Raw genomic sequence first — 16,629 nt, 5'->3', positions numbered from 1 at the left:
GTTCGTCAGCCGCTACTCGGCTGCGGGATCTTCCTCGGCCGGCTCCTCGTCGCTCGCCTCGGGCTCCTCGACCGCCTCGGCGGCAGGCTCCTCGGCTGCGGGCTCCTCTGCGGTCTCGGCCTCGGCCTCCGCAGGCGCCTCGGCCTCTGCCGGCCCTTCGGCGGCCGCGGTCTCCGCCTCGGCCTCAGGCGCCTCTGCCTCCGCCTCTTCGTCGGACGCAGGCACGGCGTCCTCGATGCCGAGCTCCTCGTTCGCCGCGCGGATCGACAGCGAGATCCGGCGACGCTCGGGGTCGATCTCCATGACCTTGACCTGGACCTCCTGACCCACGGTCACGACGTCCTCGGCCTTCTCGACGTGGCCGCGCGCCATCTCGGAGATGTGCACGAGGCCTTCGACGCCCTCGCCGATCTCGACGAACGCGCCGAACGGCACGAGCTTGGTGACCTTGCCGCTGACGATCTGGCCGACCTCGAAGCCCTGGACGAGCTGCTTCCACGGGTCTTCCTGCGTCTGCTTCAGGCCGAGCGAGATGCGCTCGCGCTCCAGGTCGACGTCGAGCACCTGCACCTCGACCTTGTCGCCCACCGACACGACCTCGGACGGGTGGTTGACGTGGCTCCAGGAAAGCTCCGAGATGTGCACGAGACCGTCGATGCCGCCGAGGTCGACGAACGCGCCGAAGTCCACGATCGACGAGACCGTGCCCGGCAGGATCATGCCCTTGACGAGCTTGCTCAGGATTTCCTGGCGCTCCTGCTTGCGGTCCTCCTCCAGCACCACGCGGCGCGACAGGACGACGTTGTTGCGGTTGCGGTCCATCTCGATGATGCGGCACTCGAGCTTCTCGCCGAGGTACGCGTGCAGGTCCTTCACGCGGCGCAGGTCGACGAGCGAGGCCGGCAGGAAGCCGCGAAGCCCGATGTCGAGGATGAGACCGCCTTTGACGACCTCGATGACCTCGCCGACGACGTTCTCGCCCTTCTGGAACTTCTCCTCGATCTCCACCCACGCGCGCTCGTACGCCGCGCGCTTGCGCGAGAGGATGAGCCGTCCGTCCTTGTCTTCCTTCTGCAGGACGAGCGCCTCGATCTTGTCGCCGACCTTGACGACGTCGCTGGGATCGGCGTCCTTGCGGATCGAGAGCTCACGCGCAGGGATCACGCCTTCGGACTTGTAGCCGATGTCCAGCAGGACTTCGTCCCGCTCGACCTTCACAACCGTGCCGGTGACGAGGTCGCCATCATCGAAGTCCGTGATGGTGCCGTCGATGAGGGCGTGCATCTCCTCGTCGGTGTAGTCCTTCTCCTGCTCGATGATGCTGTCGTTCTCTACCACTCTGGTGGCCCCTTTCCGTATGGGGCCCCGATCCTCACGTACTCGTCTCGGTCGACTGCTTTCCGTACATGCATCTCGGGGGCCTACAGTACTCCTGCCCGTGCGGGTCCGCACAAGCCTGATGATGGTACCACGCGAGCGCGTGTGTTGGGTAGAGCGAAGCGCGGGAGAACTGAAAGGTCGTTGACGAGAGATGCCGGCCTTGCTATAAAGGCTCTGCAGGGTTCCCATGATAACGCTGTTGGCTCCGCCTTCAGCGCCGCACGGTAGCCCCCCGAGGCTTCGGCTCCGGGGGTATCCGTTTTCTTGGGGCCGGATTCCGCCCGTTCCGCCTTCGGACCCGGATCCAGGCCCGTTCCGCCTTCGGACCCGGATCCAGGCCCGTTCCGCCGTCGGATTCGGACCGGCGCTCCGTCCGCGATTCCATTCTTTGCATGTGTCAGACCTTCGGGATATGCTTTCAGCGCATGGCTCGCAGCAGCGTGCTGCGTCAGATACCGGGGGTGTTGCACATGCGCTACTCGTTGGGTCTCGACATCGGAAGCGAGAGCGTCGGCTGGAGCGTCGTCGAGCTGAACGACGCTGACGAGCCTGTCCGGCTCGTTCGGCTCGGCGTGAGGGCCTTCGACGCCGTCCGAAAAGAAGCCGCGAACGCGACGACGCCTGCTGAGGAGCGTCGCGTCGCGCGGAGCCAGCGGCGCCGCCTCCGCAACCGGAAGCGCCGTTTGCGCCGCGTCGCAGAGCTGTTCGCTCAGCACGGGCTCGTGAGCAGCCGCGACGAGCTCGAAGACTTCCTCCGCACGTGGCCCGACGACCTGACGCCCTGGCAGCTCAGAGTGCAGGGCCTCGACCGGTTGCTCGAGCCGCGCGAGTGGGCGCGAGCGCTGTTTCACATCGCCCGGCACCGCGGCTTCAAGTCCACGAAGCGTGGAGAACTCGAGACAGCCGACCAGGAGGAGAAGAAGAAGCTCGGCGAGATGCTGAGCGGCGTGAAGGGCATCCACGATGGGATGGTTGCGCACGGCTACCGGACGGTGGCCGAGTACCTGGAATCGCCGGACTGGCCGTACGGCGAGCAGCGCCGGAACAAGGGCGGCCAGTACATCTGCACGATCGGACGAGACGATCTCATCGCCGAGGCCCGCACGCTGTTCGAGGCGCAGCGGCGGCTCGGCAACCCGTATGCCACCAAGGAGATGGAGGACGCCTACGTCGAGATCGTCGATGAGCCGCCGCGCCTGGCCGAAGGCGATGAGCTCATGCGCAAGGTCGGCCGCTGCTTCCTCGAGCCCGAAGAACGCCGCGCCCCCAAAGCCACCTTCACATTCCAGAAGTTCATGGCGCTCCAGACGCTCGTGAACCAGTCGCTCACGCACACCTCCGGATCGAGGCGACGCTTGGATCCTGAGGAGATCGCGCTGCTGTTCGAGGAGGCCCTCGAGGTCAAGGATCTGAAGTACAAGCGAGCCCTCAAAGCGCTCGGCGTGGAAGACGGCTGGCTCTTCGAGGTGCGCGGGCGCAAGCGGGGCAAGACGCTCGCCGACATGCAGAACGAGATACTGCTGAAGCTCGAGTCGTACCACAAGCTCAGAAGCGCGCTCGAGAAGGACTTCCCCGCAACCTGGCAGCGCTTGCGCTCCGACATCGAGCTGCTCGACGAGGTCGCCAGTCGGCTCACCTACTGGCTGCGCAAAGACTCGGCCTACGCTGCGCTGGTCGAACTCGGCATCGAGGACGGCGCCGCCCGCAAGCTGGCAGACTCAGTGGTCTTCGACGGACATGGGCGGCTGTCTCTCAAGGCCATGCGCACCCTCATCCCCTACCTCGAGCAGGGCATGCTGTACAGCGAGGCCTGCGAGGCGGCCGGCTACAACCACTCGCAGCGGCAGGTCGGGACGAAGTCCGACCGAATCCCACCGCTCGACACGCTGGAGGACTTCAACTCCATCACCAACCCCAACGTGAAGCGCGCGCTCACGCAAGCGCGCAAGGTCGTCAACGCAATCGTCGCCGAATACGGGCTCCCGTCACGCGTCGCGGTCGAGCTTGCGCGCGAAGCGGCGATCAGCCCATCGAAGCGACGCGAGATCGAGCAAGAGCAGCTCAAGAACCGCAGAGAGAAGGAGCGCATCTTCGATCGAATCCGCGAGATCGCTCCAGGCGCGGTGCCTGAACGCGTGTGGCGCAAGTACTTCCTGTACGAGCAACAGGGCGGCAAGTGCGCATACTCCCTCAAGGAGCTTGATCTTCAGCGGGTTCTCACCGACGGCTCGTACACCGAGATCGACCATGCCGTGCCACGCAGCGTGTCGTTCGACGATTCGATGGCGAACAAGGTGCTGGTCTTGGCGGGCGAGAACCGTAACAAGGGCGATGAGCTCGCCGCGGTGTACGTGCGGCGCGCGCACGGTGATGCGCACTTCGAGCGGTACAGCGCATGGGTGCAAAGCTCGCAGATGCCGTCGAAGAAGAAGCGCCTGCTTCTCACCGAGGAGCTGACCGAAGAGCAGCGCCGCGAGCTCCAGGGCCGGTATCTGGTCTCCACGCAGTACGCAGCCCGCTACTTCCTGGGCATCCTCAAAGACCACCTCGACGTCCCGGAGAGCCGCGTCCTTTCGGTGAATGGCAGGATGACGAACGACTTGAGGTGGCACTTGGGTCTCGGCGAAGAGAAGGACCGCCAGGCGAGCGACACGCACCACGCCATCGACGCGACGCTCTGCGCGCTTGCCGACCACAAGATGGTGCACCGTATGGCCCGGTACTTCAAAGCACGCGAGTCCTACGAGAAGACGCCAGACGGACGCTGGGTTGACCCGCTGACCGGCGAGGTTGCTGAACCTCCCGTATTGGAGCCGTGGCCAGGCTTCCGCGAAGACGTCATCGAGGCGGTGCAGGGCATCGTGGTCTCAAGGATGCCGAACCGCCGCATGTCCGGCCGCGGCCATAAGGAGACGATTTACTCCCTGAAACACGTCAGGAAGGCGCTTGGCGAGCTGCCGGAGCGCGGGCGTGTCGCGCTCGCCCCCAACGATCCGCGGCCGACGCGGCGCACCAAGCTGACGCAACTCAGCGACTCCCAGATACGAGACATCCTCGAGGAGCCCTCCCCCATCTTGGTGGACGAGGAAGCCAACTGGCGGCTGTACCAGTTGATCCGCGAGCGCCTGCGCGCCGTCGAGCACGAGACCGGCAAGACGTGGGCCGAGCGGGCGTTCGGCGCCCAAGCTGAGCCGCTGCGCATGCCGACCAACGACGGGTCTCCGGGACCTGTGGTGCGGAGCATCCGGCTGTTCACGAAAGCTCGCTCAGGGGTAGTGGTGCGTAGCGGACTCGCCGAGCGTGACAGGATTGTCCGGTTGGACATCTACCGGAAACCAAGCAAGACCGGCCGCATGCAGCATCACGTGGTGCCGGTCTACGCCGCTGATATCGCCGCTGGCTGGGTGCCAAACAAAGCTGCGCTAAAGGGAAAACCTGAATCGGAGTGGCTCGTGATAGACAACACTTATGAGTTCTTGTTCTCACTGTATAAAGGCGACTACTTCCGCGTGTGGCACGAGAAAGACAAGGCCGGGCCGCTGCTGTACATGACATCGTTCGATGTGGCCAACGTAAGAATAGAGGGCAACTTGCACGATCGCGCGAATCGCGCACCCGATGGAAAAGTAGATGCTGTGCGCGTATCGCCCAAGACTGCCGACAGAATCGAAAAAATCGACGTCGGTCTCCTGGGAGAAGTGAGCACCGTCAAGCGACCCGGTAAGCGCCCCTTGTAGCGCCCATGGCCGGCTGGCGGACTCTCATCGTCACCTCGGACGCGCGCCTGGTGGTGCGTGATGGCAACCTGCACCTCGAGCGTGATGACCGACAGCTCACCCTGCCCATCGAAGATATCGACACCATACTCATCGAATCGCCGCAAGGGAGCGTGAGCGTCCCCGTCTTGAGCGAACTTGCGACTCGGGGCATCGCTCTGCTCGTGGTCGACCGCAAGCACACGCCGTGCGGTGTCCTTCTCCCCTATGCCCAGAACCCTCGCATCCCCCCGCTCTTGCAAGCTCAAATCGACCTGACGGAACCGTTCAAGAAGCGCGTGTGGCAACGAATCGTCCAGCAGAAGATCCGCAATGCAGCACGGTGCCTCGATGAGCTCGGCAGACCAGGGAGCGAGAAGCTGCGTCAGATCGCTGCCACGGTCAAGTCGGGCGACTCCACCGGGCGTGAAGCGTACGCCGCCCGAGAGTACTTCAAGTTCCTCGGGCCTGGATTCAAGCGCCGCTCCGAAAGTTCCACCAGTGCCGCGCTCGACTACGGGTACGCCGTGGTCCGTGCCGCGGTCGCGCGGTCTTTGGCTTCGACAGGACTGCAGTGCGCTCTGGGCGTCGGCCACAGAGGAGCAGCCAACCCGTTCAACCTCGCGGACGATTTCGTCGAGGTGTTCCGACCGTTCGTGGACCTCATGGTGTTCAGCCAGCCTCCGCAGACCGAGCGCGAACTTACTTCCGAATACCGGTCGTATTTGCTCTCAACCCTCCGGCTGGAGTGCTCGATATATGGAAATGCGTACTGCATATCCACAGCAGCTCAGGAGGTTGCAGAGTCGTACGCCCGCGCCGTGCTCGCGCGAGACCACCGCAAAGTGAGCCTTCCTGAGCTGGTCGGGGGAGAAGTCCGCCGATACGAGTAGGGCCGGGATGGGTCGTCTGATGCGGCTCATAGTCTTCTTCGACTTGCCAGTGAAGACGCGGCGAGACAAGCGCCACTACGCCGAGTTCCGCCGCTTCCTGCTCCGCGACGGGTACTATCCGATACAGTTCTCTGTCTACGGCCGCGCGTGCGGCGGACTCGATCGGACGGAGATGCATCTCGCGCGTCTGAAGGCGCACCTGCCTCCCAAAGGGAGCGTGCGATGCATGGTCGTGACGGAGAAGCAGTACGCATCAATAGAAGTGCTGCTCGGACAGCAGAAACCCGAGGAAAAACAGTGCGCGTACGAGCAACTGACCTTCTAAACGGCCAGATTTGCGGCAATGCAAAGCCCCAGATCAGCATTCTGACCTGGGGCTTTTCCATGCTCGGATCTTAGCATGGATGGGTCTGCAGGGAACCCATGACTGCGCGACGCGACGAACGCGTGCAATGCGAGATCTTAGCATGGATGGGTCTGCAGGGAACCCATGACAGAGAGGCCTCGCCGTCCCGGATAAGGGTCGATCTTAGCATGGATGGGTCTGCAGGGAACCCATGACCATGAGCCATGTGCACCCTGAACCTGGAACGATCTTAGCATGGATGGGTCTGCAGGGAACCCATGACCCCGCAACTACTCCATCCTCCGCGCTATCAGATCTTAGCATGGATGGGTCTGCAGGGAACCCATGACCCTGAATCAGCACCGGATAGATTGCGTGCGGATCTTAGCATGGATGGGTCTGCAGGGAACCCATGACGCCAGGAAGAGCTGCAATCGAAGCGGCGCAGATCTTAGCATGGATGGGTCTGCAGGGAACCCATGACTCAAGGCGCGGACGAACCTGAACGCCCTCGATCTTAGCATGGATGGGTCTGCAGGGAACCCATGACACCATGACAGACGAGGCCATCTACGAAGCGGATCTTAGCATGGATGGGTCTGCAGGGAACCCATGACCGGGGGGTGCCCCCCCGCCGGAGGCCTTGAGATCTTAGCATGGATGGGTCTGCAGGGAACCCATGACTACGGATCATCGCTCTCGGCTTCGACTAGGATCTTAGCATGGATGGGTCTGCAGGGAACCCATGACCGCAAGGCCGTCAAGGACTACGGCCGCTATGATCTTAGCATGGATGGGTCTGCAGGGAACCCATGACCGCTCGCCTCCGCTCCCCGCGCCTCGGCCGATCTTAGCATGGATGGGTCTGCAGGGAACCCATGACCACCATGGAAGTGAGGGACTACACGGCAGCGATCTTAGCATGGATGGGTCTGCAGGGAACCCATGACCGCCGGAGCGCGCGAGCGCGGTGATGCCTTGATCTTAGCATGGATGGGTCTGCAGGGAACCCATGACGTCCGTCACCATGTCCTCATCGGCGAACCGGATCTTAGCATGGATGGGTCTGCAGGGAACCCATGACCAGGCGAGCCGTAGTTCACGCAGAAGCGCCGATCTTAGCATGGATGGGTCTGCAGGGAACCCATGACGCGGCGAGCTCTACCAGGACGAGGCCGAGGGATCTTAGCATGGATGGGTCTGCAGGGAACCCATGACGTAATCGAACTCGTCACCTGCAAGCACTGGGATCTTAGCATGGATGGGTCTGCAGGGAACCCATGACTGCGGAAAGAAGATGTCTGTCAGATGCTGAGATCTTAGCATGGATGGGTCTGCAGGGAACCCATGACTTCGTATCGTTCGTCTCATACAGCGTTTCGGGATCTTAGCATGGATGGGTCTGCAGGGAACCCATGACACAACACCATGGTTAGTACAGAAACAGGACGATCTTAGCATGGATGGGTCTGCAGGGAACCCATGACGCGCGCTACGACTTCGAGACGTTCGAGAAGATCTTAGCATGGATGGGTCTGCAGGGAACCCATGACTGAACCCGGCAGGAGAGGAGACGGTCACGGGATCTTAGCATGGATGGGTCTGCAGGGAACCCATGACCGCGCCGTGGGCGGACCTCTGGTGAACCACGATCTTAGCATGGATGGGTCTGCAGGGAACCCATGACACTCGACGCAGACGTCGCACCCAGCGGGCGGATCTTAGCATGGATGGGTCTGCAGGGAACCCATGACGCGGCGTCGCCGAGGCGACCGCCACCAGCTGATCTTAGCATGGATGGGTCTGCAGGGAACCCATGACCGCAGACGATGCAGCGCTCGGAGAGCACGGGATCTTAGCATGGATGGGTCTGCAGGGAACCCATGACGTGTCGTGAGTCGTGCGTTGCGAGCCATGCGATCTTAGCATGGATGGGTCTGCAGGGAACCCATGACAGGCGCGGGTACCAGGCCGGCGTGGATCGGATCTTAGCATGGATGGGTCTGCAGGGAACCCATGACGGAGCAGGTCATGCGGTACTACCAAGTAGTGATCTTAGCATGGATGGGTCTGCAGGGAACCCATGACCGCGAGGCGAGCTCGACAGCGAGCTGCAGGGATCTTAGCATGGATGGGTCTGCAGGGAACCCATGACCGGCCTGTCGCGATCGACGCCTTGCGCTCGGATCTTAGCATGGATGGGTCTGCAGGGAACCCATGACTCACGGATACGTCCAACTCAAACGGGCGTCGATCTTAGCATGGATGGGTCTGCAGGGAACCCATGACCGCATGGGCATCACCTCGAAACGCATCGCGGATCTTAGCATGGATGGGTCTGCAGGGAACCCATGACGCTTCCTGGCAAAGGCACAATCCTCGCAGGATCTTAGCATGGATGGGTCTGCAGGGAACCCATGACATCTGCATGCCTTTCGTGAGGATGCCCGCCGATCTTAGCATGGATGGGTCTGCAGGGAACCCATGACCGACGGCCGCCGAGGTCGTGGAGGCGGTGCGATCTTAGCATGGATGGGTCTGCAGGGAACCCATGACTCGACGACGGCGACCTTCCCGCCGCGTCTGGATCTTAGCATGGATGGGTCTGCAGGGAACCCATGACTGAAGAACCCGCCCAAGCGGCGCGACGCCGGATCTTAGCATGGATGGGTCTGCAGGGAACCCATGACACGTTCACCAACGTGGAGAGCGTCGAGATCGATCTTAGCATGGATGGGTCTGCAGGGAACCCATGACCGGCGGTTGCTCGGCCTTCCGCCTCGTCCTGATCTTAGCATGGATGGGTCTGCAGGGAACCCATGACTGCCAGTGAGCGACGCTAGCATCCCCGAGAGATCTTAGCATGGATGGGTCTGCAGGGAACCCATGACAACACCTCGAAGATGGTGAGCGTGGGCACGACGAGATGATCCGGGTCCTCGATCACCGGGGCGAACTCCGAGGCGTTCGGGCCGTCGCCGAAGTACTCGAGCCAGGCCGAGGAGTCAACGACGTTCACACCCGGTCCTCCCGGTCCCGCTCAAAGGTGGTGTCGAGGCCGCGCAACATGCCGCGGAGTTCGCGCGCAGGCTTCAGCGGGATGAACTCGATCCGGTCGCCGTAGGCGATGACTTGGACCTTCTGTCCCGGCACAAGGCGCAACTGCTTCCGAACGGACTTGGGGATGACGACCTGGTACTTGGGAGAAATGGTGACTGCCTCCATGTGGGATCTCCAATCGACATACGCATACTATATCGATGAAAATAGCGTAAGACAACTGCACCAGGGTGCCCTTGAGCGGATGTGGAAGCTGGTCACGTGCAACCTCGGTGTCATAGGCCGCCTGCGCACGCAGCCAGTACCCGTCCGAGAGGCCGAAGACTTGCAGGGGCGCAGGTCGGTGTCAGCGGTGATGGCACGCTTGCCCGCGACGATCGCACCGATACACGCGCGTCAGACAACACACAGCGGCTTGATGCGCCGCACATCATCCTTCACCGCGGCCTGCGCGTCCCACAGGTCGACCGCGCGCTGCAGGTTCAGCCAGAACTCCGGCGAGTTGCCGAAGAGTGCCGATAGGCGCAGTGCCATCTCAGGGGAAAGCGATCGCCGCTCACGCAGCAGCTCGTTCACCGTCTGACGGGACACACCGAGCGCCTCAGCCAGGCCGCTGACCGTCCCCGTAGTCGGGCATGAAGTCCTCGCGCAGGACCTCGCCGGGATGGGTGGGCCGACGCTTCATGGGGGTGTCGTTTGCGATGCCCATCATCTCTGACGACGCTCTCGCGCTTCAGCTGCGCACCTTGCGGAACCAGTGTAGCCGAGCGCTCATCGCGCCTGCCGTTGCTCCTATGTCAAATCTGCACCGCCAGAACGACCGGAGGCGCGCCGAGCTCCAGCCGTGCGAAGGCGCCGGCTCCCTACTTCGCGCTTGCCCAGTCCGGGCCCCAAGCGACGCTGACCTCGAGCGGCACGGCGAGCGTGACGACGCCGCTCATCGCGTCGCGGACGAGGTCCGAGAGACGGTCCAGCTCCTCTGGCGGCGCCTCGAACACGAGCTCGTCGTGCACCTGCAGAACCATCGCGCTCGCCAGGCCCTCCTCGCGCAGCCGCCGGTCGACCTCGATCATCGCAAGCTTCATGATGTCCGCGGCCGTTCCCTGCATCGGGTGGTTCATCGCCGTGCGCTCACCGAACGACCGCACGCTGAAGTTGGAGCTCTTGAGCTCCGGGATCGGTCGCCTGCGCCCGAACATCGTGACCGCGTAGCCGTTCGCGTGCGCATCGGCGATGAGGCGGTCGAGGTACGCCCGCACCTTCGGATACGCCGCGAAGTACCGGTCGATCATCTCCTGCGCCTCGGCGTGCGGGATCCCGAGCGACTCGGCAAGGCCGTGCGCGCTCTGGCCGTACACGATGCCGAAGTTGACGGCCTTGGCGCGCCGGCGCATCTCCGGCGTCACCGCGTCGGGCTCGACGCCGAACACGCGCGAGGCGGTCGCGGCGTGGAAGTCGCGCCCCGAGGCGAACGCCTCGATGAGCCCCTCGTCGCCAGAGAGGTGCGCGAGCACGCGGAGCTCGATCTGCGAGTAGTCCGCCGAGACCATGAGGTCGCCTACGCGCGCCGGCACGAACGCGGCGCGTATGCGCTGGCCGAGCGGGCTTCTGACGGGGATGTTCTGCAGGTTGGGATTGCTGCTCGACAGCCGGCCGGTCGCCGCGACCGTCTGGTTGAAGGTGGTGTGCAGCCGCCCGTCGGCGCCCACCAGCCGGGGAAGCGCGTCGATGTAGGTGCTCTTGAGCTTCGTCACCTCGCGGTACTCGATGATCTTCGCCGCGATCGGGTACGACGGCGCAAGCGCCTGCAGCACCGATGCGTCGGTGGAGAAACCCGTCTTCGTGCGCTTGCCTGCGGGGAGCTGCAGCTTCTCGAACAGCACCTCGCCGAGCTGCTTGGGCGAGTCGATGGTGAACTCGCAGCCGGCGAGCTCGAAGATCTCTCGCCGCAGCCGTTCGATCTCCGCGGCGGTCTCCTGCGCGAGCGCCGACAGCACGCCGACGTCGATGCCGACGCCCGTCTCCTCCATGCGGACGAGCACCGGCACCAGCGGCATCTCGATGCGCCAGAAGACGTCCTGCGAGCCGGTCTCTGCCAGCTTCGCCGCCAGCACCGGCTGGAGCTCGGCCGTCACGCGCGCGACCTCTGCCGGCGGGGCGGCGTCCGGAAGCGCCCGGCCGAGGTAGGCGGCCGCGAGCGAGCCGGCGTCGTACGACGAGCGGTTCGACTCGAGCACGTACGCCGCGATCCCGCAGTCGAAGCAGCGCGCCGGATCGACGCCGTCGGCGCCGCTCCCCTCGCGCGAGGCCACGCTTCCAGGCGGGCAGTCCGCTTCGAGCAGCGCCTTGAGGTCGACGGCCGCCACGCGCGCGTTCGCGAGCAGCGCGCGCCACGCGCTCGCGCGCTCGGGCGGCAGCAGCGCGACAGCGCCGGCGGCGGCAACAGCGACCTCGGCGGCGTTGGCGAAGAGCTGACCGCTCGTCCCGCCGAGCGCGACGCCCACCCACCCAGCCGGCGGGTCGGCCGCAAGCGCCCGCACCCGCTCGAGCGCTTCAGCGCCTGCGAGCACCCGCCATGCCGGCGCCTCCGGCTCTGCGTCGGCGCGCTCGGTATCGGCGCGTCCGCGGCGCGCGATCGCGAGCACGCGGTCCACGAGCGAGGTGAACGCCAGCTCCGACAGCGCCGCCGCTGCGCGATCCGGGTCGAAATCGCCCCACGAGGCCAAAAGCGGCGCGGGATCGAGCGGCACGTCGCGCCGGATCGTCGCCACGAGCTTGCTCGCCCGTGCGGCGTCCGCGTGCTCGCGAAGGTTCTCGCCCAGCTTGCCAGGGATCGATTCCGCAGCGGCGAGCACCGACTCGAGGTCGCCGTACTGCCCGAGCAGCTTCGCTGCCGTCTTCTCGCCGATGCCCGGCACGCCTGGGATGTTGTCGGAGGTGTCGCCCATGAGCCCGAGGAGGTCCGCCACGCGCTCGGGCGGCACACCGTAGCGCTCGACGACCTCGTCGGGACCGTAGACCTCGATGTCGGTGAGGCCCTTCCGGGTCCGCACCACGCGCACCCCGTCGCCGATCAACTGGAGCGCGTCTTTGTCGCCGGTGACGAGCAGCACCGAGCCCCCCTGCTCGACGGCCATGCGCGCGAGCGTCCCCAAGACGTCGTCGCCCTCCCACCCATCGACCTCCACGACCGGGATGCCGAGCGCGCTGAGCAGCTCCTTGACGATCGGGAACTGCTCCTTGAGCTCCGGAGCGGTCGGCGGACGCTGGATCTTGTAGGCAGCGAGGGCCTCGGTGCGGAACGCCGGCTTGCCTTTGTCGAACGCCACGACCACCGCGTCGGGCTTCAGGTCGGCCGCCATCTTCAGCAGCATCGACATGAAACCGAACACCGCGTTGGTGGGGCGGCCGTCGGGCGCCGTCATCGTATTCGGGAGCGCGTGGAACGCGCGGTGGAGCAGGCTGTTGCCGTCGACGACGGCGATGGTGCGCTGGGGCATCTCGTGCGCCTTTCGGGTACGAACAAGCCGACGCCGTGTGGCCGATTCTACCCGAAAGGACCGACATGGGCTTCTTCGACTGGGCAGCTCCGCTCGTGCGCCGCTACGGCGACCGCTTCGACGAGCAGGACGCGGCGCTCATCTCGTCGTGGCTCCGGCCGGCGGTCGCGCCGGGCGGCCGGATCCTCGACGTCGGCGGCGGAGCGGGACAGCTCGCGACGCTGCTATCAGACGCGCTCGAGGCGCACGTGACCGTCCTCGAGCCGACGGCCCGCTTGCTCGCCCACGTGCCGGAAGGCGAGCGCATCGCAGCGGTCCGCGGCCGCGCAGAAGCGATGCCGTTCTCAGACTCGTCCTTCGACGGGCTCGTGGTGACCGACGCGTTCCACCACTTCCGCGACCAGAGCGCCGCGGTGGCCGAGTTCGCTCGCGTCGTGCGTCCCGACGGCATCGTCCTCGTCATCGAGCCCGACCCTCGGCTTCTGGCGGTGCGCGCGATCGCGCTCGCAGAGCAGCTGGTCGGGGAGCCCGCCGCGTTCTTCGCGCCAGACGAGCTGCGCGCGTCGATGGCGTCCGCGGGCATCCTCGGGGAGTGCGAGACGCTCGCGCGCGGCAGCTACCGCTTCCTCGGGAGGGTGTTCAAGCCCGGGTCGGCAGCCTGAAACGCGGTCTCAGCTCCGCCAGAGGTACCCGACGTTCCGAACCGTCTCCAGCCGCGCCGCGAGCTCCGGCCCCAGCTTGGACCGGACGCGGCGCACGTGCACGTCGACGGTGCGCGCGCCGCCGAAGTAGTCGTGGCCCCATACCCGCTTGAGCAGCGCGTCGCGGCTGTAGACGCGGTTCGGGTGCGTGACCAGGAATGCGAAGAGCGCGTACTCGAGGTAGGTGAACTCCACGGGGACGCCGCCGACGTGCGCCTGGTAGGTCGCGAGGTTGAGCGTGAGGTCGCCGACGCGCACGATCTCCTCGGCCGACGCCTCCTCGCCCGGCCAGAGCAGCAGCCGCGCACGCGTCGTCACCTCGCTTGCGGAGGCGTCCCGCACCACGAAGTCGGCCCTCGTGCTGGTCGGCAGGCGGAGCCCGGCCACGGCATCACGCTCGACTACGAGGAGCACCGGAACTGGCTCGTCGCCCGCAGCGCGCCGCTCAGCGGCCACGATGATCTCGCGGGCATCGTGCCCTGCATCGGCCACCAGCAGCGCGGCATCGGGGAGCTTGTCGGCCCGCAGCGCGCGCTCGCGCGGAAGCGTCGCGACCGCGACGTCGAGCCGCTCCAGCGCTTCGCCCAGGCGCACAGCGAGGTGCGCGTCGTCGCTCGCTATGACGACGGTCTTCACGTGCGCCATCATACCCGCTGCTCGCCTCCCTCCTGATACCGCAGGCGCCGGACGGGATACCCGCCCGGCGCCGTTGCCGTTCTTCTGCGAGCCGGCCTAGACCACTGACAGGTACCGGTCGAGCTCCCACTTCGAGACGTTCTTGATGTAGTCGGCCCACTCGGCCTTCTTGTTCTCCACGTAGAAGGCGTGGATGTGCTCGCCGAGGACTTCCTTCATGAGCTCGGAGTGCTCGAAGCGCTCAATGGCCTCGCCGAGGTTCTTCGGCAGCGTCTCGATGCCCGCCTCGGCCAGCTCGGCCTCCGTCATCTCGAAGATGTCGTTGGTGGCCTCGGGCATGAGCTCCAGCTCCTCTTCGATGCCCTTCAGACCCGCTCCCAGCATGACCGCGAAGGCGAGGTACGGGTTGCAGGACGGATCCGGCGAGCGCAGCTCGATGCGCGTGGCGGCCTCCTTGCCCGGCTTGTACATCGGGACGCGCACCATCGCTGAGCGGTTGCGCTGCGCCCAGGAGATGTACACCGGCGCCTCGTAGCCCGGAACGAGCCGCTTGTACGAGTTCACGAGCGGGTTGGTGACCGCGCAGAACTCCGGCGCGTACTTCAGCAGACCGGCGATGTAGTGGCGGGCGACCTTCGAGAGGTGCTGCGGATCGTTCGGGTCGTAGAACGCGTTGCCGTCCTTGGTGAACAGCGACTGGTGCGTGTGCATGCCCGAGCCGTTCTGGCCCTCGATCGGCTTCGGCATGAAGGTGGCGTACACGCCGTTCTGGTATGCGATCTCCTTGACGACAAGGCGGTAGGTCATCACGTTGTCCGCCATGGTGAGCGCGTCCGCGTACCGCAGGTCGATCTCGTGCTGCGAGGGGGCGACCTCGTGGTGCGAGTACTCCACCGGGATGCCGAGCTTCTCGAGGGTGAGCACCGTCTCGCGGCGCAGGTCGCTCGCCACGTCGAGCGGCGTCAGATCGAAGTAGCCGCCTTGGTCGAGCACCTCGGTGCCCTTGTCGTTCTTGAAGTAGAAGAACTCGAGCTCCGGCCCGACGTACATCGTGTAGCCCATCGAGGCGGCCTTGTCGAGCATGCGCTTGAGCGCGTAGCGGGGATCGCCCTCGAACGGCGAGCCATCGGGCCTGCGCACATCAGCGAACATGCGCGCCACGCCGACCTCGCCGGACCGCCACGGCAGCAGCTGGAACGTGCTGGCGTCCGGGAACGCCACCATGTCGGACTCCTGGATGCGGGTGTACCCGTCGATCGACGAGCCGTCGAAGCCCATGCCCTCCTCGAACGCGCCTTCGAGCTCGCTGTCGGTCACCGCGAAGGACTTCAGAACGCCCAGCACGTCGGTGAACCAGAACCGGATGAACCGGATGTTGCGCTCCTCGACGGTCTTGAGCACGTAGTCTTTGTCGAACCTCGTGGTCACTGCAACCTCCTTCACGACACCGGCTGCGCGCCGGTCGCCACACTGTCTGTCGCCATGGTCTCGCGGCTGTGTTTCAAACGTGTTTCCAACAGAAGAACTCTTCGCAACACCGCCTCACAGGTACGCGTACATCTTGCCGTACGGACGGTGGCTCACCGGCGCGATGCGCGTGAACGGAGCACTCAGCACCTCGTCGATGTCCAGGCCGAGCGAGTCGCAGTAGTCCTTCAGCACCGGCGTCAACGCTGCTATGTCTGCGTCGCTTGCTTCTGCGATGCCGACCTCCTTGCCGCACTGCCACGGCTCGACGGCGCCACGGAGGTAGATGACGCCGCCGTGCATCCCGCTCCCGAGGAATCCTCCCGCGATGGGATCGTCCGGGAACTGCGTGTTCATGCCGAGCAGCACGAGCATGCCGCCTGCCATGTACTCGCCGAAGAAGTCGCGCGCTTTGCCTCCGCACACGACCACGGGCACGAGGCTCTCGTACGCCTTCATGTGGATGCCGACGCGGTAGCCGACGTCCCCGCGCACGAACACGCGCCCCCCGCGCATGCCGTAGCCGAGCACGTCGCCAGCGTCCCCGTGGATCACGACCTTCCCAGACGCCATGGTGTTGCCGACGCCGTCTTGGGCGTTGCCGAACACCTCGATCGACGGGCCGTCCATGAACGCAGCCAGGTCGTTGCCTGCCGTGCCGCGCACCTCGATGGCGAGGTCCTTCACCTGGAGGCCCGCTCCGATGTAGCGCTGGCCGTTCGCGTTCTCGATGATGATGCGGCGCGCGCCCGCCTCGACCGCTTGGCGGATCGCGTCGTTGAGCTGCCGGTAGTACACGCCGTTCGCGTCGAAGACGATCGCGTCGCCTTCCGTCCGCACGTGAGGCGCGACCTGCCGGTACCCTTCGATGACTGTGCTCGCCATCGCTCC

10 protein-coding genes, 3 pseudogenes and 1 CRISPR repeat array are annotated in these 16,629 nt (G+C 65.2%); of the genes and pseudogenes, 4 read left to right on the top strand and 9 right to left on the bottom strand.

Annotated features, from left to right (window positions below):
• Positions 1 to 12: 12 nt before the first annotated feature.
• Complete coding sequence (gene rpsA, locus MX659_RS04520; RefSeq protein ID WP_267192508.1) at positions 13 to 1,284, bottom strand: 30S ribosomal protein S1; 1,272 nt, start codon at positions 1,282 to 1,284, stop codon at positions 13 to 15.
• Positions 1,285 to 1,850: 566 nt separating this feature from the next.
• Here rpsA and cas9 point away from each other — a divergent pair.
• The 3 genes from cas9 to cas2 are packed head-to-tail and all read left to right on the top strand — an operon-like array spanning position 1,851 to position 6,353.
• Entirely contained in the window at positions 1,851 to 5,117 is a 3,267-nt protein-coding gene (gene cas9 / locus MX659_RS04515) for a type II CRISPR RNA-guided endonuclease Cas9 (protein WP_267192267.1), read from the top strand.
• A 5-nt stretch (positions 5,118 to 5,122) separates the two neighbouring features.
• Positions 5,123 to 6,028 carry a type II CRISPR-associated endonuclease Cas1 gene (gene cas1 / locus MX659_RS04510; protein WP_267192266.1) on the top strand — a complete coding sequence of 302 codons (906 nt, stop codon included), beginning with the start codon at positions 5,123 to 5,125 and terminating at the stop codon, positions 6,026 to 6,028.
• Between the two features lie 19 nt (positions 6,029 to 6,047).
• The gene (gene cas2 / locus MX659_RS04505) at positions 6,048 to 6,353 is read left to right on the top strand and encodes a CRISPR-associated endonuclease Cas2 (RefSeq protein WP_267192265.1); all 306 of its coding nucleotides are present in this window, start codon (positions 6,048 to 6,050) and stop codon (positions 6,351 to 6,353) included.
• Positions 6,354 to 6,419: 66 nt separating this feature from the next.
• Positions 6,420 to 9,265: a CRISPR direct-repeat array (repeat unit 37 nt; unit sequence GATCTTAGCATGGATGGGTCTGCAGGGAACCCATGAC).
• Positions 9,266 to 9,321: 56 nt separating this feature from the next.
• Here cas2 and MX659_RS09190 read toward each other — a convergent pair.
• The 5 genes and pseudogenes from MX659_RS09190 to polA form a co-directional block, all read right to left on the bottom strand.
• A pseudogene (locus tag MX659_RS09190) lies at positions 9,322 to 9,393 on the bottom strand (VapC toxin family PIN domain ribonuclease); the annotation flags it as partial.
• Positions 9,390 to 9,599 (bottom strand): AbrB/MazE/SpoVT family DNA-binding domain-containing protein, encoded by a 210-nt coding sequence (locus MX659_RS04495; protein ID WP_267192264.1) that lies wholly within the window; start codon positions 9,597 to 9,599, stop codon positions 9,390 to 9,392. The pseudogene MX659_RS09190 and the gene MX659_RS04495, both read right to left, overlap by 4 nt.
• Before the next feature lie 70 nt (positions 9,600 to 9,669).
• Positions 9,670 to 9,821, bottom strand: a pseudogene (locus MX659_RS09185) (helix-turn-helix transcriptional regulator); the annotation flags it as partial.
• Between the two features lie 9 nt (positions 9,822 to 9,830).
• Positions 9,831 to 10,143, bottom strand: a pseudogene (locus MX659_RS09180) (HigA family addiction module antitoxin).
• 154 nt (positions 10,144 to 10,297) lie between these two features.
• Positions 10,298 to 12,934, bottom strand: a complete 2,637-nt coding sequence (polA, locus tag MX659_RS04480) for a DNA polymerase I (protein WP_267192263.1) — start codon at positions 12,932 to 12,934, stop codon at positions 10,298 to 10,300.
• A 65-nt stretch (positions 12,935 to 12,999) separates the two neighbouring features.
• On the opposite strand from polA, the gene MX659_RS04475 reads away from it, so the two are divergent.
• Complete coding sequence (locus tag MX659_RS04475) at positions 13,000 to 13,596, top strand: class I SAM-dependent methyltransferase (protein WP_267192262.1); 597 nt, start codon at positions 13,000 to 13,002, stop codon at positions 13,594 to 13,596.
• A gap of 9 nt (positions 13,597 to 13,605) precedes the next feature.
• Here the strand turns inward: MX659_RS04475 and MX659_RS04470 are convergent, their stop codons facing one another.
• The 3 genes from MX659_RS04470 to MX659_RS04460 form a co-directional block, all read right to left on the bottom strand.
• Positions 13,606 to 14,283, bottom strand: a complete 678-nt coding sequence (locus MX659_RS04470; RefSeq protein ID WP_267192261.1) for a winged helix-turn-helix transcriptional regulator — start codon at positions 14,281 to 14,283, stop codon at positions 13,606 to 13,608.
• Positions 14,284 to 14,367: 84 nt separating this feature from the next.
• Positions 14,368 to 15,699, bottom strand: a complete 1,332-nt coding sequence (locus tag MX659_RS04465) for a glutamine synthetase family protein (protein ID WP_267192260.1) — start codon at positions 15,697 to 15,699, stop codon at positions 14,368 to 14,370.
• Positions 15,700 to 15,813: 114 nt separating this feature from the next.
• A complete protein-coding gene (locus MX659_RS04460; RefSeq protein WP_267192259.1) occupies positions 15,814 to 16,623 on the bottom strand; it encodes a GltB/FmdC/FwdC-like GXGXG domain-containing protein in 810 nt (269 codons plus the stop codon).
• Between the last annotated feature and the right edge of the window lie 6 nt (positions 16,624 to 16,629).

This window comes from Parvivirga hydrogeniphila (assembly GCF_023371205.1).
Taxonomy (GTDB): Bacteria; Actinomycetota; Coriobacteriia; order Anaerosomatales; family Anaerosomataceae; genus Parvivirga; species Parvivirga hydrogeniphila.
This window is presented reverse-complemented; position numbering and strand designations above follow the sequence as displayed.